The 23381-nt window shown below is 34.7% G+C and carries 24 protein-coding genes; 20 read left to right on the plus strand and 4 right to left on the minus strand.

All coding sequences use genetic code 11. From position 1 onward, the window contains the following. The 15 genes from P178_RS0104900 (at position 1) to P178_RS0104965 (ending at position 12223) form a co-directional block, all read left to right on the plus strand. Positions 1 to 1332, plus strand: a complete 1332-nt coding sequence (locus P178_RS0104900; protein ID WP_027065163.1) for an HTTM domain-containing protein — start codon at positions 1 to 3, stop codon at positions 1330 to 1332. An 80-nt stretch (positions 1333 to 1412) separates the two neighbouring features. Beyond that, positions 1413 to 2684, plus strand: a complete 1272-nt coding sequence (serS, locus tag P178_RS0104905; protein ID WP_027065164.1) for a serine--tRNA ligase — start codon at positions 1413 to 1415, stop codon at positions 2682 to 2684. 296 nt (positions 2685 to 2980) lie between these two features. Further along, positions 2981 to 3202 carry a YdeI/OmpD-associated family protein gene (locus tag P178_RS22865; protein WP_081819434.1) on the plus strand — a complete coding sequence of 74 codons (222 nt, stop codon included), beginning with the start codon at positions 2981 to 2983 and terminating at the stop codon, positions 3200 to 3202. A 77-nt stretch (positions 3203 to 3279) separates the two neighbouring features. Next, on the plus strand, positions 3280 to 5067 hold the full coding sequence (locus P178_RS0104910) for a tetratricopeptide repeat protein (RefSeq protein ID WP_027065165.1): 1788 nt from the start codon (positions 3280 to 3282) through the stop codon (positions 5065 to 5067). Positions 5068 to 5144: 77 nt separating this feature from the next. Continuing rightward, complete coding sequence (locus tag P178_RS23670) at positions 5145 to 5777, plus strand: DUF4286 family protein (RefSeq protein ID WP_197026783.1); 633 nt, start codon at positions 5145 to 5147, stop codon at positions 5775 to 5777. A 20-nt stretch (positions 5778 to 5797) separates the two neighbouring features. After that, entirely contained in the window at positions 5798 to 6664 is an 867-nt protein-coding gene (gene rsmA / locus P178_RS0104920; RefSeq protein ID WP_027065166.1) for a 16S rRNA (adenine(1518)-N(6)/adenine(1519)-N(6))-dimethyltransferase RsmA, read from the plus strand. Then, positions 6651 to 8006 (plus strand): magnesium transporter, encoded by a 1356-nt coding sequence (gene mgtE / locus P178_RS0104925; protein WP_027065167.1) that lies wholly within the window; start codon positions 6651 to 6653, stop codon positions 8004 to 8006. The genes rsmA and mgtE overlap by 14 nt, the downstream gene beginning before the upstream one ends. 116 nt (positions 8007 to 8122) lie before the next feature. Further along, positions 8123 to 8488: a cupin domain-containing protein gene (locus P178_RS0104930; protein ID WP_027065168.1), complete on the plus strand. Its 366-nt coding sequence runs from the start codon at positions 8123 to 8125 to the stop codon at positions 8486 to 8488. Positions 8489 to 8498: 10 nt separating this feature from the next. Beyond that, positions 8499 to 9443 (plus strand): 2-hydroxyacid dehydrogenase, encoded by a 945-nt coding sequence (locus tag P178_RS0104935; RefSeq protein ID WP_027065169.1) that lies wholly within the window; start codon positions 8499 to 8501, stop codon positions 9441 to 9443. Between the two features lies 1 nt (position 9444). After that, positions 9445 to 9900: a DUF1801 domain-containing protein gene (locus P178_RS0104940; RefSeq protein ID WP_027065170.1), complete on the plus strand. Its 456-nt coding sequence runs from the start codon at positions 9445 to 9447 to the stop codon at positions 9898 to 9900. A 14-nt stretch (positions 9901 to 9914) separates the two neighbouring features. Then, positions 9915 to 10301, plus strand: coding sequence for a VOC family protein (locus P178_RS0104945; RefSeq protein WP_027065171.1), 387 nt, complete (start codon positions 9915 to 9917; stop codon positions 10299 to 10301). Between the two features lie 55 nt (positions 10302 to 10356). Then, entirely contained in the window at positions 10357 to 10803 is a 447-nt protein-coding gene (locus P178_RS0104950) for an NINE protein (RefSeq protein WP_027065172.1), read from the plus strand. A gap of 79 nt (positions 10804 to 10882) precedes the next feature. Beyond that, the gene (locus tag P178_RS0104955; protein WP_027065173.1) at positions 10883 to 11206 is read left to right on the plus strand and encodes an ArsR/SmtB family transcription factor; all 324 of its coding nucleotides are present in this window, start codon (positions 10883 to 10885) and stop codon (positions 11204 to 11206) included. Positions 11207 to 11221: 15 nt separating this feature from the next. Then, positions 11222 to 11710: a DUF6428 family protein gene (locus P178_RS0104960; protein ID WP_027065174.1), complete on the plus strand. Its 489-nt coding sequence runs from the start codon at positions 11222 to 11224 to the stop codon at positions 11708 to 11710. 12 nt (positions 11711 to 11722) lie between these two features. Then, on the plus strand, positions 11723 to 12223 hold the full coding sequence (locus P178_RS0104965) for a GNAT family N-acetyltransferase (protein WP_036145735.1): 501 nt from the start codon (positions 11723 to 11725) through the stop codon (positions 12221 to 12223). Here P178_RS0104965 and P178_RS0104970 read toward each other — a convergent pair whose 3' ends face one another. The 3 genes from P178_RS0104970 to P178_RS0104980 form a co-directional block, all read right to left on the minus strand. Continuing rightward, a complete protein-coding gene (locus P178_RS0104970) occupies positions 12224 to 14044 on the minus strand; it encodes a GNAT family N-acyltransferase (protein ID WP_027065176.1) in 1821 nt (606 codons plus the stop codon). An 80-nt stretch (positions 14045 to 14124) separates the two neighbouring features. After that, the gene (locus P178_RS0104975; RefSeq protein ID WP_027065177.1) at positions 14125 to 15372 is read right to left on the minus strand and encodes an aspartate kinase; all 1248 of its coding nucleotides are present in this window, start codon (positions 15370 to 15372) and stop codon (positions 14125 to 14127) included. A 38-nt stretch (positions 15373 to 15410) separates the two neighbouring features. Continuing rightward, the gene (locus P178_RS0104980) at positions 15411 to 15893 is read right to left on the minus strand and encodes a GNAT family N-acetyltransferase (protein WP_027065178.1); all 483 of its coding nucleotides are present in this window, start codon (positions 15891 to 15893) and stop codon (positions 15411 to 15413) included. A 108-nt stretch (positions 15894 to 16001) separates the two neighbouring features. On the opposite strand from P178_RS0104980, the gene fbp reads away from it, so the two are divergent. Continuing rightward, the gene (gene fbp / locus P178_RS0104985) at positions 16002 to 17012 is read left to right on the plus strand and encodes a class 1 fructose-bisphosphatase (protein ID WP_027065179.1); all 1011 of its coding nucleotides are present in this window, start codon (positions 16002 to 16004) and stop codon (positions 17010 to 17012) included. Positions 17013 to 17061: 49 nt separating this feature from the next. Here the strand turns inward: fbp and P178_RS0104990 are convergent, their stop codons facing one another. Beyond that, on the minus strand, positions 17062 to 17484 hold the full coding sequence (locus P178_RS0104990; RefSeq protein WP_027065180.1) for a TerB family tellurite resistance protein: 423 nt from the start codon (positions 17482 to 17484) through the stop codon (positions 17062 to 17064). A gap of 102 nt (positions 17485 to 17586) precedes the next feature. Between P178_RS0104990 and P178_RS0104995 the strand changes: the two genes are divergently transcribed. Genes P178_RS0104995 through pdeM form a run of 4 tightly spaced genes read left to right on the plus strand, consistent with a single transcriptional unit; the run spans position 17587 to position 23376 of the window. Then, positions 17587 to 18612: a ligase-associated DNA damage response exonuclease gene (locus P178_RS0104995; protein WP_027065181.1), complete on the plus strand. Its 1026-nt coding sequence runs from the start codon at positions 17587 to 17589 to the stop codon at positions 18610 to 18612. After that, entirely contained in the window at positions 18609 to 20222 is a 1614-nt protein-coding gene (locus P178_RS0105000; protein WP_027065182.1) for an ATP-dependent DNA ligase, read from the plus strand. The genes P178_RS0104995 and P178_RS0105000 overlap by 4 nt, the downstream gene beginning before the upstream one ends. Next, positions 20222 to 22690 (plus strand): ligase-associated DNA damage response DEXH box helicase, encoded by a 2469-nt coding sequence (locus tag P178_RS0105005; protein WP_027065183.1) that lies wholly within the window; start codon positions 20222 to 20224, stop codon positions 22688 to 22690. Before P178_RS0105000 ends, P178_RS0105005 begins: the two co-directional genes overlap by 1 nt. Before the next feature lie 14 nt (positions 22691 to 22704). Continuing rightward, positions 22705 to 23376 carry a ligase-associated DNA damage response endonuclease PdeM gene (gene pdeM / locus P178_RS0105010; RefSeq protein ID WP_027065184.1) on the plus strand — a complete coding sequence of 224 codons (672 nt, stop codon included), beginning with the start codon at positions 22705 to 22707 and terminating at the stop codon, positions 23374 to 23376. Positions 23377 to 23381: the final 5 nt, after the last annotated feature.

The raw sequence follows: 23381 nt of genomic DNA on the forward strand, positions 1-23381 counted from the left end.
ATGTTAAACAGGTTGTTATTTCAACGTATAGATAATAGCCCACTAATCATCTTTCGTATTTTTTTTGGCATACTCGTGTCACTTGAATGTTTTGGTGCAATTGGCACAGGTTGGGTAAAAAGAAATTTAATTGACCCAAAATATACTTTCCCTTTCATAGATTTTGAATTTCTACAGCCACTACCTGGCTATGGCATGTATTTCTATTTCGGCATAATGGGTCTGCTAGGTATTTTCATCGCTATAGGGTTAAAATACCGTGCAAGTATAATAACATTTACAGTTTTGTGGACAGTAACTTATTTGATGCAAAAGACTGCCTATAATAACCATTACTATTTACTCATATTAATTTCATTTGCCATGTGCTTCTTCCCCGCAGAAAGGTACAGGTCATTAGACGTTAAAATCAATCCGAAATTAGAATGCAATTCAATGTATTCATATGTAAAATGGCTTATAATACTTCAATTATTCATTGTTTATGTGTACGCCTCTATTGCTAAAATGTATGGCGATTGGTTAGACTTCAGCACTATTGAAGTGTTAATGAGGTCAAAAAAAAATTATTGGTTGGTTGGTGAAATTTTGCAAGAACCTTGGATACATAGTATCATTGGTACCGTAGGTATTTTATTTGATTTACTAATTGTACCTGCGCTACTTTGGAAACCAACTCGTAAAATAGCTTTCTTTACATCAATTTTCTTTCATATTTTTAATTCCATCATTTTTCAGATTGGTATTTTTCCGTATTTATCAATTGCTTTTAGTGTTTTCTTTTTTGACCCAGAAACCATTCGTAAAATATTTTTCAAAACAAAAGCTCCCTTTGCAGCATCATATACATCCATGCCAAATTATGGAAATACACTCATATTAGGGGCAAGCTTATATTTTATAATACAGTTGATATTACCTATTAGACACCATGCAATTAAAGATGATGTACTTTGGACTGAAGAAGGTCATAGAATGAGCTGGCGAATGATGCTACGTAGTAGACACGGAAAAGGAACTTTTAAAGCAATTGAAACAACTACTAAGCAAGTATTTATCATTGACCCAAAAGAGTATGTTACACGTGCGCAAGAGCGAAAAATCTTTGCCTACCCAGATTTTGCTTGGCAATTTGCCCAGTATTTAAAGAAAGAATTTGCAGAAAAGAATATGAATGTTTCTGTTCATTTAGAAAATTCTAAAATCAGCATTAATCGGAAACCTCATGAATCTTTCATAAATTCTAAAACAGATTTGGCTGCAGAACCATGGTACCGTACAAAACATCATGAATGGATTCTACCTTCCAGCTACTCCAAACTTAAAAAATAGTTACAAAACTGTTTAGTCTTTAAATACCAGTAATAATTATAAGATTAACGTAAATTTGCATCCAAATACAATACACCATAATGTTACAAATACAGACCATTAGAGATAACAAAGAAGACGTTATCCTTGCCCTTGGAAAAAGAAACATAGATGCAGAACCATTAATTGAAAAAGTACTTCAGTTAGATGAAAACAGACGTGCCGCACAAACTAGTTTGGACAACGTTTTGGCAGAATCGAATAAAATTTCCAAAGAAATTGGCGTATTATACAAAACAGGAAAAGCTCAAGAAGCTAACTTATTAAAAGAGCAAACTGTTAAGTTAAAAGAAGAGTCTAAGCAATTAGGCGAGGATCTAAACACAGCAGAAGAAGAATTACAGACACTTTTATACCAATTACCTAATGCACCACATGCATCTGTTGTTAAAGGTTCTACTGAAGAGGATAACGAAGAGATTTTTAATGAAGGTGAAATACCTACTTTAGATTCAGGAGCAATGCCACACTGGGAGCTTGCTAAAAAATATGACATTATAGATTTTGAATTAGGTGTAAAAATAGCTGGTGCAGGTTTTCCTGTTTATAAAGGAAAAGGAGCTCGTTTACAACGAGCATTAATAGCCTACTTTTTAGATAAAAATACCGAAGCAGGATATACTGAAATTCAGGTACCGCATTTGGTAAACGAATTATCTGGTTATGGCACAGGACAGTTACCTGATAAAGAAGGACAAATGTACCACGTAACCGCAGATGATCTTTACTTGATACCAACGGCAGAAGTTCCTGTTACCAATATATTTAGAGATGTTATAGTAAACGAGAACGATTTCCCTATTACATATACTGGTTACACGCCTTGTTTTAGAAGAGAAGCAGGTAGCTATGGAGCACATGTACGTGGTTTAAACCGTTTACACCAATTCGATAAAGTTGAAATTGTTCGTGTAGAACACCCTTCAAAATCATATGAAGCTTTAGACGGCATGGTTGAACATGTAAAAAATATTCTTAGAGAACTAAAACTACCTTACCGCATTTTACGCCTATGTGGTGGTGATTTAGGATTTACAGCTGCACTTACGTTTGATTTTGAAGTATTTTCAACTGCACAAGACAGATGGTTAGAAATTAGCTCTGTTTCAAATTTTGAAACATACCAGGCTAATAGATTAAAACTACGTTTTAAGGATGAAAACGGAAAGAATCAACTAGCCCATACATTAAATGGTAGCTCATTAGCATTACCTCGTGTTTTAGCAGGTATTCTAGAAAATTATCAAACTCCAGAAGGAATAAAAATACCAGAAGTATTGGTGCCTTATTGTGGTTTTGATATGATTGATTAATCTTACGACTTTAATCATCGCTTAAAAGTTCTAGCACCTTTAAAGGAGGATTGTAGTACATACAGTACTCCTTTATTAATATTTTTCTGTTTTTTTATTTTGATAAACTATAAGCTGTTGAATCTATCCGATTTAGTCCTTAATCGAACTTATTACTATTTAAATTAAATAAAAAGACCAGTTATATTAATTAGGTTTTTGAATATCCTATACTGTCATAAATCATATTAGTTTATGATACATGAAAAACTCAAAAAATAATCCGACTTTGTTGTTCATATTGAACTAGAACAAAAATTTCAGAAGATCCAAAATTCAAAGAAGTTTTTGATAGTTTAACTCCTAATCGTCAAAAAGGATACATACTTTATATTCAAAAAGTCAAAAAATCTACTACACGTACATCTAGAATTGAAAAGAATTCCAAAAGAATATTCATCGGTAAAGATTTACATGATTGTGTTTGTGGTTTATCTAAGAAAATGCCCAAATGCGATGGTTCGCACAACAAATCCTAAACGACCTCTATTTTAAAATACCTAGTTTGTTACCATCTCCTTAACAACATCTTACTTCATTCTACTTATCTTTGATTATGCGTTTTATCATTTTTCTAATTTCATTTGTTACCCTGTCTACGTTCGCCTATGCCCAAGATGATTTCTTGGCAAAGCAATATTTTGCTGATGGTGATTTTGAAAAAGCAGTAGTTTTTTATGAAAAGCTTGTGAAAAAAAATCCGCGAAGAACGGAATATGTTCAAGATTTGGTTTCATGTTATCAGCAATTAGAGCGATACCAAGATGCTGAAGAGTTTTTAAATGAGCGCTTAAAAGACCGCAACCCCTACCCTACACTATTAATAGATTTGGGCTACAATTATAATCTTCAAGAAAAAGAAGACACGGCACAAACCTATTACGATAAAGCACTAGATATAATTCCTAAAAATCCGAATTACGGATATGCCTTAGGTCTTCAGTTTCAAAAATATAGTTTACTGGATATGGCTATAAAAGCCTTTCAAAAATCAATGGAACTTAATCCTGCTTTAGATTTCAACTTTCAACTGGCTAGAATTTATGGTGAACAAGGTAATGTAGAAGCCATGTACAATTCTTACCTAAACCTTGTAATAGACGGTAAAACATCAAAATCTAATATTCTAAGAAGTATTGATGATTTTGTATCTGAAAATGCTGAGGATAAAAACAACCTCCTATTAAAAAAAGTATTATTAGAACGCGCCCAGAAGAATCCCAATATTCTATGGAATGAATTATTGAGCTGGCTCTTTGTTCAACAAAAGCAATACAATAGTGCTTTAAGACAAGAGAAAGCCATTTTTAAACGAATGAATGGCAGTTCTACTTCTAGGTTAGAAAATTTAGGTAAAAGTGCCTTAGATACTGAAGAATATGAAGTAGCCAAAGATATTTACAGCTATGTCATCGATAATACAAATAATAAAATTACCCAATTAGATGCAGAACTAAACCTAATTGATATTGAGTTATTAGATGTTTCAAACAATCAGTTAGATGGTATTCAAAAAAAATATGATGCGCTCATAGATGATTATGGATACAAATCTCAATCATTACAATTACAAGTTGCATACGCAAACTTTCTAACGTTTAAAAAAAATGAACCGGAACCCGCAGAAAAAATATTGAAGAATAGTTTAGAATTACCTTTAAGTGATAGAGGCACGGCATATCTAAAACTAGCGTTGGGCGATATTTTAGTGTATAACAAAAAGTTCAACGAAGCACTTATCTATTTTTCTCAAATTCAGCAAAAACTAAAAAACGATGTTTTAGGTCAAGATGCCCGTTATAAAGTGGCTCAAACAAGTTTTTACAAAGGCGATTTTGACTGGGCATTAACTCAGTTAAAGGTATTACGAAGTTCCACTTCGCAATTAATCGCAAACGATGCTATGCAGTTGAGTTTACTTATTTCAGATAATTCGCTTGAAGATTCTACCCAAACAGCATTAAAAAAATATGCGCGAGCAGACTTTTTAGCTTATCAAAATAACACAGGCGAAGCTATAAAAGTCCTAGATGATATTTTAGAAAACCACAAGGGCGAAAAAATTGAAGATGAGGCACTTTTAAAACAAGCGCAATTATTTGAAAAGCTAAAGAAATACGAAGAGGCACAATTAAACTATCAGAAAATAATAACCTTTTATGGTAATGGTATTTTAGCCGATGATGCTTATTTTGCACTTGGCGAACTATATAAAAAAGTACTTAACGACCCCTTAAAAGCAAAGGAACAGTACGAGAAAATAATCTATAACTATCAAGATAGTTACTACTTTCCTGAAGCCCGAAAGAACTTTAGAATTTTAAGGGGAGACTCCATAAATTAAAAACACTGTTCATCTAATATGTATTAAGACTTAGTTGACCTAACTTTGCAATACAATTTGAACTTTGATTTTAAGGCATGTACATATATAACGTTACCACCAACATAGAAGAAACAGCTCACCATATTTGGGTAAAATGGATGAAAGAAACCCATATTCCCCAAGTGCTTTCAACAGGTAAATTTTTAAGCGCAAAATTTACCAAAGTTCTGGTTGAAGAAGATATGGGAGGCTTTACATATTCCGTTCAATATACGGTACCTGACAAAGAAACATTAGAAAGATATTATGAAGAAGATGCACCTGCATTAATTGAAAGTATTCAAAAGAAATTTGCTGGTCAATTGGTTTCTTTTAAAACAGAACTAGAAGTAGTAGATGAGTACTTTGTACAACGTGCTGCAGCTACACATTATTTGTTTACTTACGGAACATTACAAGAAAGAGAAGTACAATTAGGTGTTTTCTCTAGACCTTTAAATGGGTTTGAAGATGAATTGCCACAGTACATTATATCTAAAGAGAAGGTAGCAGACCTCTACCCTACCTTACAACATACCGGAGTTAAAGAAGATGTTATAAAAGGTCAAGTATATACCCTATCTCATCAAGAATTGCAAAAAGCGGACAAGTATGAAGGAGCTGCATATGAAAGAATTCTAATTCAATTGGCTTCAGGAAAAAACGCATGGGCGTATATTGCAAAATAGAGTGCCGTTAAAAACAGGTTATGGGAACGAAAAGAAAGAAGAATAAAGGTGATAAATATGCTCATAAAAAGCACTATGAAAAAGGTCCTGTAAAAGCAAAAAAATATCTAGGTCAGCACTTTTTAAAAGATGAAGATATTGCTAAGCAAATAGCGGAAACCTTATTACAAAAGGACTATAAAAATGTAATTGAAATAGGTCCGGGTACTGGAGTACTAACTAAATACCTTCTTTTAAGAGATAGTAATTTAGTTGCAATGGATTTAGATACAGAGTCCATCACATACTTAAATGAGACCTTTCCGCTAGAACATCCTAAAGCATTTGAAGGCGAAGGCACTTTTAAAGTTATTGAAGCAGATTTTTTAAATTTTGATATTTCGACTTTGTTTGGTGAAGAGCAATTTGGTATAACAGGTAATTTTCCTTACAATATTTCAACCCAGATTGTTTTTAAAATGCTAGAGCTTCGAACTCAAATTCCTGAATTTTCGGGTATGTTTCAAAAAGAAGTTGCGCAACGTATCTGTTCTGCAGAAGGCAGTAAAGCTTATGGCATTCTTTCGGTTTTGGTTCAAGCATTTTACGACGCTGAATATTTATTTACCGTAGAACCAGATGTTTTTGACCCTCCTCCAAAAGTACAGTCGGGCGTATTACGATTAACACGTAAACCTGAATTTGAACTTTCTTGCGATGAACAATTACTATATAGAGTTGTGAAGACGGCTTTTAACCAACGTAGAAAGACGTTACGTAACAGTTTAAAAACATTTACCTTATCAGATAATCTAAGAGAAGATACTATATTTGATCTTAGACCAGAACAGTTGGCTGTTGCCGATTTTATAGCATTGACGAAGAAAATAGCAGATGACACCCTTTAAACTAACAGAAGAATTTGTAGAAGAAATAGAACAGCTCATTGACCAAAACAATGATACTGAACTAAATTCTATGTTAGGTGCCGTGCATTATGCCGATGTTGCTGAAATCATCAATGAACTAGATGAGAACCAAGCTACCTATCTAATTAAATTACTTGGCAGCGATAAAACGTCAGATGTTTTAACAGAGTTAGATGAAGATGTTCGTGAAGCTATATTGGGTAATCTATCATCTCAAGAAATAGCTAGTGAATTAGAAGAGTTAGATACCGATGATGCCGCAGATATTATTGGGGAACTACCAAAAGAACAAATACAAGATGTAATCTCGAAAATTGAAGATAGAGATCACGCAAAAGACATTGTAGACCTTTTAAGATACGCCGAGGACTCTGCTGGTGGACTTATGGCAAAAGAGCTTGTAAAGGTCAATGAAAACTGGAATGTTCTTACTTGTGTGAAAGAGATGCGTGCACAGGCAGAAAATGTTACTCGTGTACATTCTATTTATGTAGTAGATGACGAAGACAAATTAAAAGGTAGGCTTTCGTTAAAAGATTTACTTACGACTTCTACAAAAACCCATATTAAAGATGTTTTCATTAAAAATGTTGATGCAGTAAATGTTAATGAAGATCCAGAAGAAGTAGCTAGAATTATGACCAAGTATGACCTTGAGGCCATACCTGTAGTTGATGAAATAGGTAGATTGGTTGGTCGTATTACTATTGATGATATTGTAGATGTTATTAAAGAAGAAGCCGAGCGTGACTATCAAATGGCCGCAGGTATTTCTAGAGGGGTAGATTCTGATGATAGTATTTGGGAGCTTACAAAGGCACGTTTACCTTGGTTAATTATTGGTATGTTCGGTGGTATTGGTGCCGCCAGTATAATAAGTAGTTTTCAAGAAGTAATGAGTACGTTTCCTATACTGTTAATTTTTGTTCCATTAATTCAGGCTACAGCAGGTAATGTTGGTGTACAATCATCGGCTATTATGGTACAAGGTCTAGCCAACAATACCGTAAAAGGGGAAATTTTAAATAGGCTACTTAAAGAATTTACGTTAGGTCTAATTAATGGTGTTGCCATTGCCGCCATCGTATTGGTCATTAGCCATTTCTTCTTTCATACTAGTTATTTAATATCAATAACCCTTTGTGTCGCCCTAATATCAGTTATTATTATTGCCGCATTAATCGGCACCTTTATACCTGTATTTTTAGACAAAAGAGGCGTTGATCCAGCAGTAGCTACCGGTCCGTTTATAACAACAGGAAATGATATTTTCGGAATTTTAATCTACTTCTCTATTGCAAAATTGATTTTAGGCATTTAATAAACAGCTCATCTTCTTTTTAGAATACTGGCGCTTTGCGTATCTTACTATAATCAATTTTCTAAAAAAGAATGTCAACCATTTTTTATCCTATTAGGATAAAAACAAACACATTTATGAAGAGCATTAATCTTAAAGAAAAATATGAACTAGTAAGTGGGTATTGGCATCCACATCAAATTGGTGTTGTTGATAACATGCAAGTACTACTAGCCAAGTTAAAAGGTGAGTTTGTATGGCATTCACATGACAATGAAGATGAACTTTTCCAAATTGTAAAAGGCACTTTACACATGCAATTTAGAGACCGTACAGAGATAGTAAAACAAGGAGAGATAATTATTATACCAAAAGGCGTTGAGCATTGTCCAATGACCAAAGAAGATGAAGAAGTTCACGTAATGTTATTTGAAAAATTAAGTACTTCCCATACAGGAAACGTGCAAGATGAAAAAACACAAACAAACTACCCCAAAATATAATTTAGATTAAATGAAAGTATTACACGTAGATATAAATCACCCATTAATAATTGAGCAATTTTCTGAATTAGGTTTTCAGAACGATGAAGACTATAGCTCTACTAAAGAACAGATTGAAGCTAAAATAGAAGATTATGACGGACTCATTATTCGAAGTAGATTTTCGATTGATGCCGAATTTTTAGACAAAGCTAAGAACCTGAAGTTTATAGGTAGATTAGGTGCCGGACTTGAAAATATTGACACCAAACATGCTAAATCGCTTGGAATTTTTCTTGCTGCTGCTCCAGAAGGTAATCGTAATGCTGTTGGCGAACACGCTTTGGGCATGCTTTTATCGCTTTTTAATAAATTAAATACTGCGGACAAGGAAGTTAGAAGCGGAAAATGGGATAGAGAAGGCAACCGTGGTATTGAATTAGAAGGAAAAGTTGTAGGTATAATTGGCTATGGCAATATGGGGAAAGCCTTCGCAAAAAAGCTAAAAGGTTTTGATGTAGATGAGGTTATTTGCTACGATATTCAGGGTGGTGTTGAAGATGAGAATGCTAGGCAAGTAGGTATTATAGAATTTCAAAACAGAGCAGATGTGATTAGTTTACATGTACCACAGACAGAACTGACTATAGGTATGGTAGATTCTGAATTCATAGAAAAGTTCAAAAAGCCAATTTGGATAATTAATACAGCACGCGGTAAATGTATTAAGACATCAGATTTGGTAGCTGCCTTAAAATCTGGCAAAGTTCTAGGTACCGGTTTAGATGTGTTGGAATATGAGAAGGCATCTTTTGAAAATATGTTTACAGGTGATAACTTACCAGAAGCATTTAAATACTTAACAAACTCTGATCAAGTAATACTATCACCACATGTTGCTGGTTGGACAGTTGAAAGTAAAATTAAATTAGCACAAACCGTAGTAGATAAAATTAAAGCAAAATTCGAGAGTTAATATGCAATACAAAGCCAGCACGCCAAATGAATACATTGCGCAATTACCACAAGAACGTCGTGTAGTAATTGAAAAACTAAGAGGTATAATTATGGGAAATTTACCTAAAGGTTTTGAAGAGCAAATAAGTTATGGCATGTTAGGGTTTGTAGTACCACATTCTTTATATCCATCTGGTTATCATGTTAACCCAGAACTACCTCTGCCATTTATTAATTTAGCTTCACAAAAGAATTTTATCGCCCTTTACCACTCAGGTATTTATGCAGACAATGTGTTAATGAATTGGTTTATAGACGAGTACCCAAAACACTGCAAACTTAAATTAGATATGGGTAAAAGCTGTATTAGATTTAAAAAAATGGACGATGTTCCTTACAAGTTAATTGCGGAACTCTGTACCAAAATAACAGTGGGAGACTGGATTTCTAAATATGAAACAACTATAAAAAAATAAAAACCTAAAGCGATATGAAAAAAAGGGTAACAGGTTTAGGAGGATTCTTTTATAAAACGAAAGACCCAGACCATACTAAAAACTGGTATAACAAACATTTAGGATTGGACACTGATCAATATGGCTGTACATTTTGGTGGAAAGATAAAGAAGGTAATGATTGTTCTACCCAATGGAGCCCAATGAATGATGATACTGATTATTTCAAGCCTAGCCAATCGAGTTTTATGATGAATTTTAGGGTTGAAAATCTTGTGGAATTATTAAAGGTTTTAAAAGATGAAGGTGTTACTGTAGTAGGCGAAATTGAGGAATTTGAATACGGAAAATTCGGTTGGATTTTAGATCCCGACGGAAATAAATTAGAACTTTGGGAACCAATTGATAAAGCATTTTTGTGATGTTTAAATAATTGCTACATTTATCGCTAATAATAACCACCAAAAAACAACTAAAATGTCAGACGAGAATAAAGATTTAGGAGACAAAGCAGAAGATGCTTTTGACAACGCTAAAGAGTCAGCCAAAGAATTTTCAGAGGATGCGAAAGAATCTGCAAAAGACTTTAGTGAAGGAGCTAAAAAAACGGCAAATGAATTTAGTGCAGGTGCCAAAGAAGCTTTTAGTGGAGCCGGAGGTGATAACAAAAAAGTTTTAGCTGGTATATTAGCTATATTTTTAGGAGGCTTAGGTGTTCATAAATTTATATTAGGATATCAAAAAGAAGGTTTTATACTTTTAGGTGTTTCTGTTGCCGCTTGGATTCTATCTTGCGTAGGCGTCGGTCTACTTTTTGTATGGATTCCAGGAGTTATTGGTTTAATAGAAGGCATTATGTATCTGACAAAATCAGATGAAGAATTTTACAATACATACCAAGTAGGTAGAAAACCTTGGTTCTAAATAAAAAAAGTCGGGTAAAATACTATCCGACTTTTTTTAGTACATTTATTATCGTAATATTGCAATATATAAATATAATATGGGCATAACTAAAACACAAATATTCAATGTAGAGCAGAATAAGCTAGCGGTTATTTTTAAAGTTCTGTCCAATCCTGCCCGTATTGCCATCTTACAATATATAAGTCAGCAAGACTCCTGTATCTGTAATGATATTGTTGATGAAATAGGATTGGCACAACCAACTATCTCACAACATTTAAAAGAACTAAAGAGTATTGATTTAATTAAAGGTGAAATAGAAGGTAAAAAAGTCTGCTATTGTATTAACCTACCTAAATGGACAGAAATACAAACTTTACTGAATACATTCTTCAACACCACTAAAAGCAATTGTTGTTAATTAAAAACTATAGACATGAAAACAAATGAATTTTTAACCTTACTAAAGGAAAACACTGATAAGAGTTTAGTCTTTGAATATGCTCCTGGTCAACTAGTAGGTGCAAACTATCACATAACTGAAGTAAAGAATATTACCGTTGATTCAGTAGATTGTGGTGCCGGTACAGATTTCTGGAAAGAAACTATTATACAATTATGGGAAAGTCCGCAAGAATTAGGCAAAAGAGACTACATGACCGCTTACAAAGCAATGGGCATCTTAAATAAAGTGGATAAGATAAAACCAATGGAAAAGGATGTTGAAGTAAAATTTGAATACAGTAATTCGGTATTTCACACGGCTCAACTATTTGTATTATCACATCAAATTAAAGACAATCAAATTTTAATGCATTTAGGCATTGAAAAAACCGATTGTAAAGCCAAAGAAACTTGTGGTATTCCAGAAATTACTGAACAAGTAGCGGAAACTTCTTGCGCTCCTGGTAGTGGCTGCTGTTAATTGAATTACGATATGAGTGAAATGACAATAAGACCAATGTTAGCAACAGACTGGGATTCTGTTGCTAACATTTACAAAGAAGGTATTGAGACAGGGGTAGCAACTTTTGAAACCAATACTCCTTCATTTGATGCTTGGCATAAAGCTCATATGTCTACATGCAGATTTGTTGCCGAAAACAAGAATGAAATTTTAGGATGGGTCGCCCTATCCCCTGTTTCCAATAGATGCGTTTATGGAGGTGTTGCTGAAATAAGTGTTTATATTTCAGCCAGTAGTAGAGGAAAAGGTGTCGGTAAATTATTATTGGAACACGTAATTAGAGCCAGTGAAAAAGAAGGGATTTGGACACTACAATCTGGCGTATTCCCAACAAATCATGGTAGTATTAAATTACATAAATCAGCAGGTTTTAGAATGATCGGTACCCGAGAACGTGTTAGTAAATTACATGGAAAATGGATAGATAATATTCTATTTGAAAGACGAAGTAAAGTTGTTGGTGTAGATTAACTATTCTTCTTTCTCTGTATTTTGAGATTCTACCAATCTGCGTTCCAGCTCCGCTTGAAATTCTTCCATTACAGGTTTTACTGTACTCTCAGGTAAATCGGCTATTTTAATATACATTAGTCCGTCTACAGAATTATTAAACAAGGGATCTACATTAAATGCAACCACTTTTGCGTTTTGCTTTATATACTTTTTAATTAAAACCGGCAGACGTAAATTACCTGGCTCAACCTCATCTATCAATCTATCAAACTTATTAAGATCGGCTTGCGTTTCATCAAAAACAAATTCCTTATCCGCATCTTTCAACTTCACCTTAAACTCTTTTTTAGGTCTTATATATTGTGCTACATAAGGATCCCAATAATTAGATTTCATAAACTCGATCATTAAAGATTTCGAGAAATTGGAAAATTGATTGCTTATACTAACTCCGCCAATTAAATACTTATGCTCTGGAAACCTTAAGGTGGTATGTACAATTCCTTTCCAAAGCAAAAATAGCGGCATTGGTTTTTGCTGATATTCCTTAGTGATATAGGCACGTCCCATTTCAATGGAGTGTTCCATCATATCATATAACTCTGGTTCTACCCTAAACAGATCCTGCACATAAAAACCATCAATACCATGCTGAGGAAAAATCTCTGACCCCATACCCATTCTGTAGGCTCCTACAATACATTTAGCTTCATCGTCCCATAAAAACAAGTGATGGTAGTACGTATCAAAACTATCTAAATCAATAGCCTTATTAGTTCCCTCGCCAATTGCTCTAAAAGTTACTTCACGTTGTCTTCCTATTTCTTTCAAGATAAAAGGCATGTCCTTTTCCTTTGCTAGAAACACTTCGTAATTTTTACTTTGTAATAATCGGCAATCTTTCTCTCTAAGTTTTTCTATTTCACCCTCCATTACCTCTTTACGTACCGCTGTGGCAATTTTCTTTGGTTGCTTAGGTATTTTAAGCGAGGTTGGTATTTGGTCTATTAAACGCTCTTTCTCGTATGCATTTGACAACATATAAGTCTTACGGCGCAGTAATTCCGTATACTCTTGTAAACTTTCCTGTTCATTTTGTGTAGCAACAGAAATGGGCTGACCTATTCTTACTTTTATTGGTCTATTTCTTTGAGAAAAGACTTGAGATGGAATCATAGCTGTACGCAAAGAATCTCCCAACTTAGAAATACGATAAAATAGAGAACTGTTCTTGGCATGAAAATAAATGGGAACTACAGGAACACCTGCTTTTTTAATTAATTTTATAGCAGCTTCTTCCCAAGCTTTATCAACAATTAACTTACCATCTTTATGGGTAGAAACCTCACCCGCAGGAAAAATTCCTAATACATGACCATCTTTTAAATGTTCTAATGCTTTTTTAAAACCTGCTAGATTACTTCTGGCATCTTTATGCTCGGTAAATGGATTTACAGGTAAAACATAAGGTTCTAACGGTACCATTCTCTGCAACAGAAAATTGGCCATAATCTTATAATCGGGCCGTTGTTTAAGCATTAACTTAAAAAGCAAGATACCATCAATAGCACCCAATGGGTGGTTACTAATGGTTACATATGCTCCTTCCTTTGGTAATCGCCTATAATCTTCCTCAGGAATTTCATAATCAATATCAAAATGCTCTAGTATTGCATTGGCATACTCTTCACCTTCTAAATGTGCAATGGTATCGTAATAACGATTAATACCAGACAAACGCGTAACCTTCAGCAGCACCCAGCCAATAAAAGTACCAAACACGCCATACTTGGCAAGATTGATAGCTTTGGCAATCTCCTTAGCGGTAACTAAACCCATATATCATCCTCGATTAGACTGTAAATATAGGAAAATAGCAGAAGCAGCTTTGCTTTTAGAAAACAGGAAATGCAAAGAAATTACTTTACTACGAGCTGTACAGTTTCGGTTCCACGCTGTTCTAATAATAGCTCATGCCCATTCTGTAAGGTTTCAAGAGCTTTATTATTAAAATGACGAATAGTGTATAAAGAAACATTCTCATGGTGTACCACTTTAAACTTACTCTTTAACTGCTGTAATAGCGCTTCTAATCCTCCAAATTTATTATCGATACAAACTGAAAAACTAATGGCCGAATTTTGAATTAAACCAACCTTAATTTTATGCTGATGAAATAATTTAAAAAGTTCACTGATACTATCCTCCACGATAAAAGAGAAATCAAGCGATGATAATTTCATTAAAACCTGATTCTTCTTTACTATAAAACAAGGCACTTTTGGCTCAATACCAACTCCTTTACCAACTGTGGTTCCTTTACCTGATGGATTTAAAAACGATTTCACGTGAAGTGGAATTTCCTTTCTCTGTAAAGGTTGTAACGTTTTTGGGTGAATTACAGATGCCCCATAAAACGCCAACTCGATAGCTTCCCTATAAGAAATATTATTTAGTAATTGAGTTTCTTCAAAATACCTAGGATCCGCATTTAAAACTCCCGGTACATCTTTCCAAATAGTAACAGAATCGGCATTTAAACAGTAAGCCAAAATAGCAGCAGTATAATCGGACCCTTCACGACCTAAAGTAGTGGTAAAGTTGTTATCATCACTACCCAAAAAACCTTGGGTAATATTCAGAACTTTTTGATCTATTTTGGTAACATTACTTTGAGTACGTTCCCAATCTACCGTAGTATCTCTATAAGTACTATCCGTTTTAATAAAATTTCTTACGTCTAACCAATTATTAGTAATACCTATTTCCTTAAAATAAGCACTTATAATAGTCGTAGACAGCAATTCACCATAACCAACAACTTGATCGTATACAAAGTTATAGTTAGGCGATTTATTCCAAACTAAAAAGCCATTAATTTCATCTACTAGCACTTTAATTTCCTTATAAATGGAATGCTGTGCGTTTGGAAACAATTCTGATACTATACTATGGTGATAGTCTACCATTTCAGCAACTTTAGATGGTATCTCTTTTTTATCGTTGAAATAAGCATTGATAATATCTTCCATGGCATTGGTAGTCTTACCCATTGCCGATATTACCACTAGTGTATTCTCATACCCTACTTCTTTTAAAACCTCAACTACATTTTTAACCGCATTTGCATCTTTAACCGATGCTCCTCCAAATTTAAAAACTCTCATACTCAATTTATATCTATAATTTTTTAATTCTTTTTCTATTAAGCGATTGCGCTTAAATAATTTTTTATTCCAGCTTCATCCAATTGAACAACATCCCAATCTCGCATTACTTTGGCACCCTTACTTTCATAAAAACCAATGGCTGGTTCATTCCAATCTATAACTTCCCAACATATTCTTTTTACACCAAGGTCATTTCCATATTTAACTACTTCATCTAAAAGTGCTGTACCCAAACCGGTACCACGCATGTCTTTGGTTACAATTAAATCTTCTAAATGTATTACCGCCCCCTTCCAAGTTGAATATCTTGGGTAAACCAAAGCCATACCAACAATTTTTTCATTTTTCTCAGCAACAAAACAGTGAAACAATTTCTGTTTACCAAAACCATCTTCTTCTAAATCTTGCACACTTACTTCAACGGCATCATCTTCCTTTTCAAAAGTGGCTAATTCTTGAATTAATTGAAGCACCTGCTTCATGTCTTCTCTTTGGGCAACTCGAATTGTATAGCTCATAATTGTTACAAATAAAACACAAAGTTATAAATTTAAAAAATGTAATTAAAACCAAAATTGAACGTTTAACAAAATACACGATATTTGTATATAACCATAAACTAAGAAATGTCTCCAAAAAGAAATCAGACCCTAGGGGAGTTTATTATTGAAAATCAAGATTCCTTTCAATATTCCTCAGGTGAATTATCAAAACTTATCAATGCCATTAGATTAGCTGCCAAAGTTGTAAACCATGAGGTTAGTAAAGCAGGTTTAATTGATATTTTAGGCGGTGTAGGTGAAACTAACATACAAGGCGAAGATCAACAAAAACTAGATCTTTTTGCAAATGACAAGTTTATACAAACCCTAAAGAATAGAGAAATTGTTTGCGGTATTGCGTCTGAAGAAGAAGATAGTTTTATCAGCATCAACAGTAATGATGATAACCATCAAAATAAATATGTTGTTTTAATAGACCCATTAGACGGTTCATCTAACATTGACGTGAATGTTTCTGTGGGTACCATTTTTTCTATTTACAGGCGGGTTACCCCTATTGGTACACCTGTTACTATGGAGGATTTTCTACAGCCCGGTCACAAACAAGTTGCCGCCGGTTACGTAGTGTATGGCACCTCTACTATGTTGGTTTACACCACAGGTGATGGTGTAAATGGTTTTACCTTAAACCCGGCACTAGGTACTTTTTATCTATCTCACCCTAACATGAAATTTCCTGAAAATGGCAGAATTTATTCGGTAAACGAAGGAAACTATGTTCATTTTCACCAAGGTGTAAAAGATTACATTAAATACTGTCAAATGGAAGAAGATGACAGACCTTATACTTCTAGATATATAGGTTCTTTAGTTTCTGACTTTCACAGAAATATGATTAAAGGTGGTATATATATGTACCCAAAAAGTAGTGTTAGTGAAAGCGGTAAATTAAGATTGTTATACGAATGCAACCCTATGGCTTTTTTAGCCGAGCAAGCAAACGGAATAGCTATAGGCGGTAAAAATCGTATTATGGATATTCAACCAACAGAACTCCATCAACGGGTTCCGTTCTTCTGCGGAAGTAGAAATATGGTAGAAAAACTACAAGAATTCTTAAATAAGTATCATTAAAAAAAGGGAGCTAATTGCTCCCTTTTTTATTTCTTTTTTTTTATAAAACTTAATGCTTTACAAGATATAAGTAATCGTCAAAATCTAATTTACCTCCAAAAATGGCAACTGAACGCTCAATAATACTATCTGCTTTCTCACCAGTAAAACCTAAACCAATAGCATACTTTTTAATTAAGATTCTCTCTTCGTCATCAATTTCATGATCAGAATAAACAATTCTGAACAAATCATACAAACGCTCTAATCTTTTCTCAGAATCCGGAGTAGAATCAATTGGATACTTATTTTCTTTTCTTAAAACCTCTTCATACTCAGACTCGGTTATATCTAGTTTACTAGCAAACCGATCTAACAACTTTCTTTCTTCAGTACTAATTTCACCGTCAATAGACGCTAAAGTTGCCAAAGCTGCAAAATGAGCTAAGTTTCTTCTGTGCTCACCACTAGTATATAAATCTGCAAAAGACATATCTTATTTTTTAATTATTGAGCAAATATAAATTTTTTAGAGGTCATAGTTTAGTTTGTCATCAACTTTGTTTGCATGTGAAATTTGTAACTTGACATTGCTATGAAAACTCCTCTATTACAATTTACAGATAATGGCATTTATTGCGAAAAGGCTAAAGTTTACCTTGACCCATGGAAACCTGTAGACCATGCAATAATCTCACATGGACATGCCGACCATAGTAGGTATGGTCACAAAAAATATATTACCCACCACAGAAACGTTCCGATTATTCTGCATCGATTAGGCGAAATTAATGTTGAAGGAAAAGAATGGGGAGAGTCTTTTGTTATCAATAATGTAAAATTTAGTCTTCACCCAGCAGGTCATATTATTGGTTCATCACAAATACGAGTTGAGCATAAAGGCGAGGTTTGGGTATTTACTGGAGATTATAAAACTGAAAACGACGGTATCTCCACTCCGTACGAACCCATTAAATGCAACACGTTTATTACCGAATGCACTTTTGGTTTGCCGGCATTTAAATGGACACCTCAAGCAGAAGTTCTAGAAAATATAAATAATTGGTGGGCAGAAAATAAAGCTGAAGGCAAAACATCAATTCTTTTTGGGTATAGCTTAGGTAAAGCACAACGTCTATTAAAATATTTGAATACTGATATTGGTGAAATATACACCCATGGTGCCATTGAAAATATGACAGAAGTTCTTAGACCTTTGGTAGACTTTCCAAAAACAACTCTTATTACTAGAGAAACGAAGAAAGAGCAATTGTTAGGTAATATTGTACTGGCACCACCAAGTGCACATGGCAGTACATGGATTCGAAAAATGGTACCATATGTAACTGCATCTGCCAGCGGATGGATGACATTTAGAGGTGCCCGAAGAAGAAGAGCAATTGACAAAGGCTTTGTATTAAGTGACCATTGCGATTGGCCAGGACTTCTAAAGAGTATTGAAGCTACAGGAGCCGAAAAGATTATTTGCACCCACGGATATACAGATATATTTTCAAAATACCTTCGCGAACAAGGCTATGATGCCCGCACCGAAGCAACACAATATGGAGAGGAAGAAATAGAAGCTGCCGTAGCTTCAAAATCATCTATAACAGCATGAAAAACTTCGCACTCCTTATAAAAACACTAGATAGTACCAACAAGACAACTATAAAAGTACAGGCCTTAACAGACTACTTTCTAAAAGCCAGTGACGAGGATAAAGTATGGACAATTGCCATACTCTCGCATCGTAGACCACCAAGACCGGTGAACACTACCCTGCTTAGAACCTGGGCATCAGAATTAGCTAATATTCCACTTTGGTTATTTGAAGAGAGTTACCATATCGTTGGTGATTTAGCCGAAACTATCGCTTTGGTGATACCTGCGGCAAATCAATCATCAGACAAGAGTTTGACAGTTTTTCTTGAGGAAATGATAGCCCTAAAAAAGAAGACAGATGATGATAAAAAAGCATATCTCTATGAAAACTGGAAAGTGCTTAACTATTATGAACGCTTTGTTTTTACAAAACTCATTACTGGCGGATTCAGAATTGGCGTTAGTCAGAAATTAATGACCCGCGCATTGGCTAAAGCAACTGAAATAGACGAGGATATTTTAGCTTATAAATTGATGGGGAACTGGGACCCAAATACGATATCTTATCAACAGTTGGTTCTCGAAGAAAACGAAAGCGATTACCTATCTAAACCTTACCCTTTTTATTTAGCCTATGCTATAGAAGGCGAAGCAGCAGATTTAGGTGATATTAATGAATGGTCGGCAGAACATAAATGGGATGGCATTCGCTCTCAGGTAATTCTTAGAAATGATGAACTATTTGTATGGAGCCGTGGAGAAGAATTGGTAACGGATAAGTACCCGGAGTTTAATGAATTTGTAAACGTTATACCAAACGGCACCGTTATAGACGGAGAAATTCTACCTTATATTGAAGGAACTATCGGCACTTTCAATGATTTACAGACGCGTATAGGTCGCAAAAATATATCAGCAGCACTCTTAAAAAAAGTTCCTGTTATTTTAAAAGCCTATGATATTTTAGAATGGGAAGGTAAAGACATTCGTCAGCTACCTTTTATTGAGCGTAGATATATATTAGAGAATATGTTTAAAAACGTGGTATCTGAACAGAATCAAGCTAAGATACCATTACATCTATCTGAAACAATGCATTTTAATTCTTGGAATGAATTGGCAGATGAACGAGATCGCTCTCGCGAAATGCATAGTGAGGGACTCATGCTTAAAAGAAAGGATTCTCCTTATTTAGTAGGCAGAAAAAAGGGTGATTGGTGGAAATGGAAAGTAGACCCATTAACTATAGATGCGGTACTTACTTATGCTATGCGCGGACATGGAAGACGAAGCAATCTTTTTACAGATTACACTTTTGCTCTTTGGAAGGATAATGAAGAAGGAGAAAAAGAACTGGTTACGTTTGCAAAAGCCTATTCCGGACTAACAGATGCAGAATTTAGAAAACTTGATGCATGGATTAAAAAGAATACGTTAGAACGTTTCGGTCCTGTTCGTAGTGTTACTCCGCATCATGTATTCGAAATCGCTTTTGAAGGTATTGCATTATCAAAACGTCATAAAAGTGGAATTGCCACACGTTTTCCAAGAATGTTACGATGGCGAAAGGACAAGAACATTCACGAAGCGAATACACTTGAAGATTTAAAGGGGTTAATTCCATAATGAATAGAGAGGAGCTTTATACTATCGCCGAAAATTGGTTTCAAGAAAAAAATTGGAAACCTTTTAAATTCCAAAAAGATACTTGGAAGGCTTTTCTACAGGGTAAAAATGGACTATTAAATGCCCCAACAGGCAGTGGTAAAACCTATGCATTGTGGTTTCCTATTGTACTGAATTACATTAAGAACAATCCTAATTATAAAACTAAACACAATAAGGGCTTAAAGGCAATTTGGATTACTCCGCTGCGTGCATTATCCCAAGAAATAAAACAATCTGCAGAACGTATTACCTTAGATCTAGGCACGCAAATGACAGTAGGCATCCGTTCTGGTGATACTTCAACAAAAGAAAGGGCACAGCAAAAAAAGCAAATGCCAGATCTGCTAATTACCACTCCCGAAAGTCTACAATTACTATTGGCTACAAAGGGGTACGATAAAATTTTCAAAGATTGTTCAGCTATAATTGTTGATGAATGGCATGAAATATTAGGCACAAAACGAGGTGTACAAATGGAACTTGCCTTATCTCGGCTTAAAAATGTATCCCCTCAATTAAGAATTTGGGGCATATCTGCAACTATTGGTAATTTAGAACAAGCCAGAGATGTATTACTGGGTATTGAATCTAAAGCTCTAGAAAACTCCGTTCTCATCAAAGCCAATATCAATAAGAAGATAACCGTAAAGAGTATTATTCCGAAAAAGATGGAAACCTTTCCTTGGCGAGGTCATTTAGGACTTCATTTGTTGGAAGAAGTAATACCCATTATAAACAATAGCAAAACCACCCTGCTGTTCACAAATACCAGAAGTCAGTGCGAAATTTGGTTTCAGAAAATTTTAGAAAAGCATCCAGAATATGCAGGTGAAATGGCAATGCATCATGGCAGTATAAATAAAGAGACAAGAGTTTGGGTTGAAAATGCCATTAGAAATGAGGAATTAAAAGCGGTGGTCTGCACCTCTAGTTTAGACTTGGGAGTAGATTTTGCACCTGTTGAAACAGTTGTACAAATAGGAGGTCCAAAAGGTGTTGCCCGTTTTTTACAACGTGCAGGGCGTAGCGGTCATAGACCTGGTAAAGAAAGTGTAATTTATTTTCTACCAACTCACGCCATAGAACTTATAGAAGCATCGGCATTACAAAAAGCGGTAAAGTTGAACACGGTAGAAGACCGCATGCCCTATCTTAATAGTTATGACGTGCTTTTACAGTATTTAACCACATTGGCGATTTCAGACGGATTCTATCCTAAAGAAATTTACCAAGAAGTAAAACAGACTTTTTGCTATCAAGCCCTTACCGAAGATAAATGGCAATGGTTATTGAACTTTTTGGTTATGGGTAGTCAAAGTTTACAGAGCTACGACGAATACAAAAAAGTAGAAGTTGAAGAAGATGGAAAATTCAAGGTCAACAATCGTGGCGTAGCAATGCGGCATCGTTTTCAAATTGGCACCATAGTAGGCGATGTCAATTTAGCAGTAAAGTATCAAAAAGGAGGCTATATAGGTTCTATTGAAGAATTTTTCATTTCTAAACTTAACAAAGGTGATGTATTCACATTTGCTGGCAGAAATTTAGAATTTATTCGAATTAAAGAAATGACCGTACAGGTGCAAAATTCCAATAAGAAAACCAATAAAATTTCTAGTTGGATGGGAAGTCGTCTAACCCTATCCGCACAAATGTCTGAGCTGCTCAGAAATGAACTGTACAGCTCGGGCGAACCAATAAAAAATCAATCTGCAGAAATAAGAGCATTGAAACCTCTTTTTGACAGACAACGACGAGATAGTATAGTACCCAAACCATCAGAATTTCTAATTGAAACCTTTAAAACTCGCGATGGCTACCATCATCTCTTTTATCCTTTTGAAGGTAGATTTGTACATGAGGCAATGGGCAGCTTATTAGGGTATAGAATTAGCCTACTATCCCCTATTACCTTTTCATTAGCGTTTAACGATTATGGTTTTGAACTTTTATCAGATCAGCCCATAGATATTCAACAAGTGTTAGATAATGATTTATTTACCACAGATTTTATGCTGGATGATTTACAAAAAAGTTTGAATGCCACCGAAATGGCACGCCGCAGATTTAGGGATGTTGCTATTATTAGCGGAATGGTATTTACTGGCTACCCTGAAAAAGGGATTAAAATGAAGCATTTACAAAGCAGTTCTCAATTATTGTTCGATGTTTTTAGAGATTACGAACCAGATAATTTATTGTTTCAACAAGCATTTACCGAGACTTTTGAACACCAGTTAGAAGAAGGTCGTTTAAGACTTTCATTAGAGCGTATTGCCACTCAAGATATTGTTTGGAAAGCGTGCGAGCAACCTACACCATTTTCTTTCCCTTTGATTACGGAACGTGTGGGGCGCGAAAAATTATCAAGTGAAAAATTGGCTGACCGAATTAAAAAAATGGCTGCACTATTGATGAAGAAATAGGTAATTTTGCATCGATGACCCATTCAATTACCCTTCATAATCAAACTTTTGAAATGCACTTTTCTGGCGCGCTCTTTTGGGTAGAAAAATCAATGTTAATAATTAGTGATGTTCATTTGGGTAAAGTTTCGCATTTTAGAAAATACGGTGCTGCAGTTCCACAACAGGCAGTGCAACAGAATTTTGATGCATTAACCTCGGTAGTGAATCATTTTAAACCAGAATCAATACTTTTTTTAGGCGATTTGTTTCATTCCGCATTAAACACAGAATGGCTTCTTTTTGAACAATGGGTTAAGGCTACTCCACAAGAAATAATTTTAGTGAGCGGCAATCACGATATTATTTCTCCACTGAAATATGAAGAATTACATATAAAAATAATACCAGAATTAGTATTAGAATCTTTTCTTTTAACCCATCATCCAGAAGAACGAGATGGTTTATTCAACTTTTCAGGACATATACATCCAGCTATTAAACTTAACGGACTAGGAAGACAATCTGTTCGATTACCTTGCTTTTACAAAACAGAACATCAAATGATAGTACCGGCATTTGGTGAATTTACAGGTACTTACACCCTAGAACCTTGTGAGGGTTGTGAAGTTTTCGCCCTTTTAGGTGATGCTGTACTACCTGTTCCTATAAAAGAGGTAAAAAAGAAACGTTCTTTCCGAAAATAGTTCGT

The organism is Maribacter sp. Hel_I_7 (genome assembly GCF_000688315.1).
Taxonomy (GTDB): domain Bacteria; phylum Bacteroidota; class Bacteroidia; order Flavobacteriales; family Flavobacteriaceae; genus Maribacter; species Maribacter stanieri.

Bases quoted from the DNA above. Each gene is read 5' to 3' on its own strand.
- P178_RS0104900 (WP_027065163.1), top strand. From the start codon at position 1: ATGTTAAACAGGTTGTTATTTCAACGTATAGATAATAGCCCACTAATC.
- serS (WP_027065164.1), top strand. From the start codon at position 1,413: ATGTTACAAATACAGACCATTAGAGATAACAAAGAAGACGTTATCCTT.
- P178_RS0104910 (WP_027065165.1), top strand. From the start codon at position 3,280: ATGCGTTTTATCATTTTTCTAATTTCATTTGTTACCCTGTCTACGTTC.
- P178_RS23670 (WP_197026783.1), top strand. From the start codon at position 5,145: ATGTACATATATAACGTTACCACCAACATAGAAGAAACAGCTCACCAT.
- rsmA (WP_027065166.1), top strand. From the start codon at position 5,798: ATGGGAACGAAAAGAAAGAAGAATAAAGGTGATAAATATGCTCATAAA.
- mgtE (WP_027065167.1), top strand. From the start codon at position 6,651: ATGACACCCTTTAAACTAACAGAAGAATTTGTAGAAGAAATAGAACAG.
- P178_RS0104930 (WP_027065168.1), top strand. From the start codon at position 8,123: ATGAAGAGCATTAATCTTAAAGAAAAATATGAACTAGTAAGTGGGTAT.
- P178_RS0104935 (WP_027065169.1), top strand. From the start codon at position 8,499: ATGAAAGTATTACACGTAGATATAAATCACCCATTAATAATTGAGCAA.
- P178_RS0104940 (WP_027065170.1), top strand. From the start codon at position 9,445: ATGCAATACAAAGCCAGCACGCCAAATGAATACATTGCGCAATTACCA.
- P178_RS0104945 (WP_027065171.1), top strand. From the start codon at position 9,915: ATGAAAAAAAGGGTAACAGGTTTAGGAGGATTCTTTTATAAAACGAAA.
- P178_RS0104950 (WP_027065172.1), top strand. From the start codon at position 10,357: ATGTCAGACGAGAATAAAGATTTAGGAGACAAAGCAGAAGATGCTTTT.
- P178_RS0104955 (WP_027065173.1), top strand. From the start codon at position 10,883: ATGGGCATAACTAAAACACAAATATTCAATGTAGAGCAGAATAAGCTA.
- P178_RS0104960 (WP_027065174.1), top strand. From the start codon at position 11,222: ATGAAAACAAATGAATTTTTAACCTTACTAAAGGAAAACACTGATAAG.
- P178_RS0104965 (WP_036145735.1), top strand. From the start codon at position 11,723: ATGAGTGAAATGACAATAAGACCAATGTTAGCAACAGACTGGGATTCT.
- P178_RS0104970 (WP_027065176.1), bottom strand. From the start codon at position 14,044: ATGGGTTTAGTTACCGCTAAGGAGATTGCCAAAGCTATCAATCTTGCC.
- P178_RS0104975 (WP_027065177.1), bottom strand. From the start codon at position 15,372: ATGAGAGTTTTTAAATTTGGAGGAGCATCGGTTAAAGATGCAAATGCG.
- P178_RS0104980 (WP_027065178.1), bottom strand. From the start codon at position 15,893: ATGAGCTATACAATTCGAGTTGCCCAAAGAGAAGACATGAAGCAGGTG.
- fbp (WP_027065179.1), top strand. From the start codon at position 16,002: ATGTCTCCAAAAAGAAATCAGACCCTAGGGGAGTTTATTATTGAAAAT.
- P178_RS0104990 (WP_027065180.1), bottom strand. From the start codon at position 17,484: ATGTCTTTTGCAGATTTATATACTAGTGGTGAGCACAGAAGAAACTTA.
- P178_RS0104995 (WP_027065181.1), top strand. From the start codon at position 17,587: ATGAAAACTCCTCTATTACAATTTACAGATAATGGCATTTATTGCGAA.
- P178_RS0105000 (WP_027065182.1), top strand. From the start codon at position 18,609: ATGAAAAACTTCGCACTCCTTATAAAAACACTAGATAGTACCAACAAG.
- P178_RS0105005 (WP_027065183.1), top strand. From the start codon at position 20,222: ATGAATAGAGAGGAGCTTTATACTATCGCCGAAAATTGGTTTCAAGAA.
- pdeM (WP_027065184.1), top strand. From the start codon at position 22,705: ATGACCCATTCAATTACCCTTCATAATCAAACTTTTGAAATGCACTTT.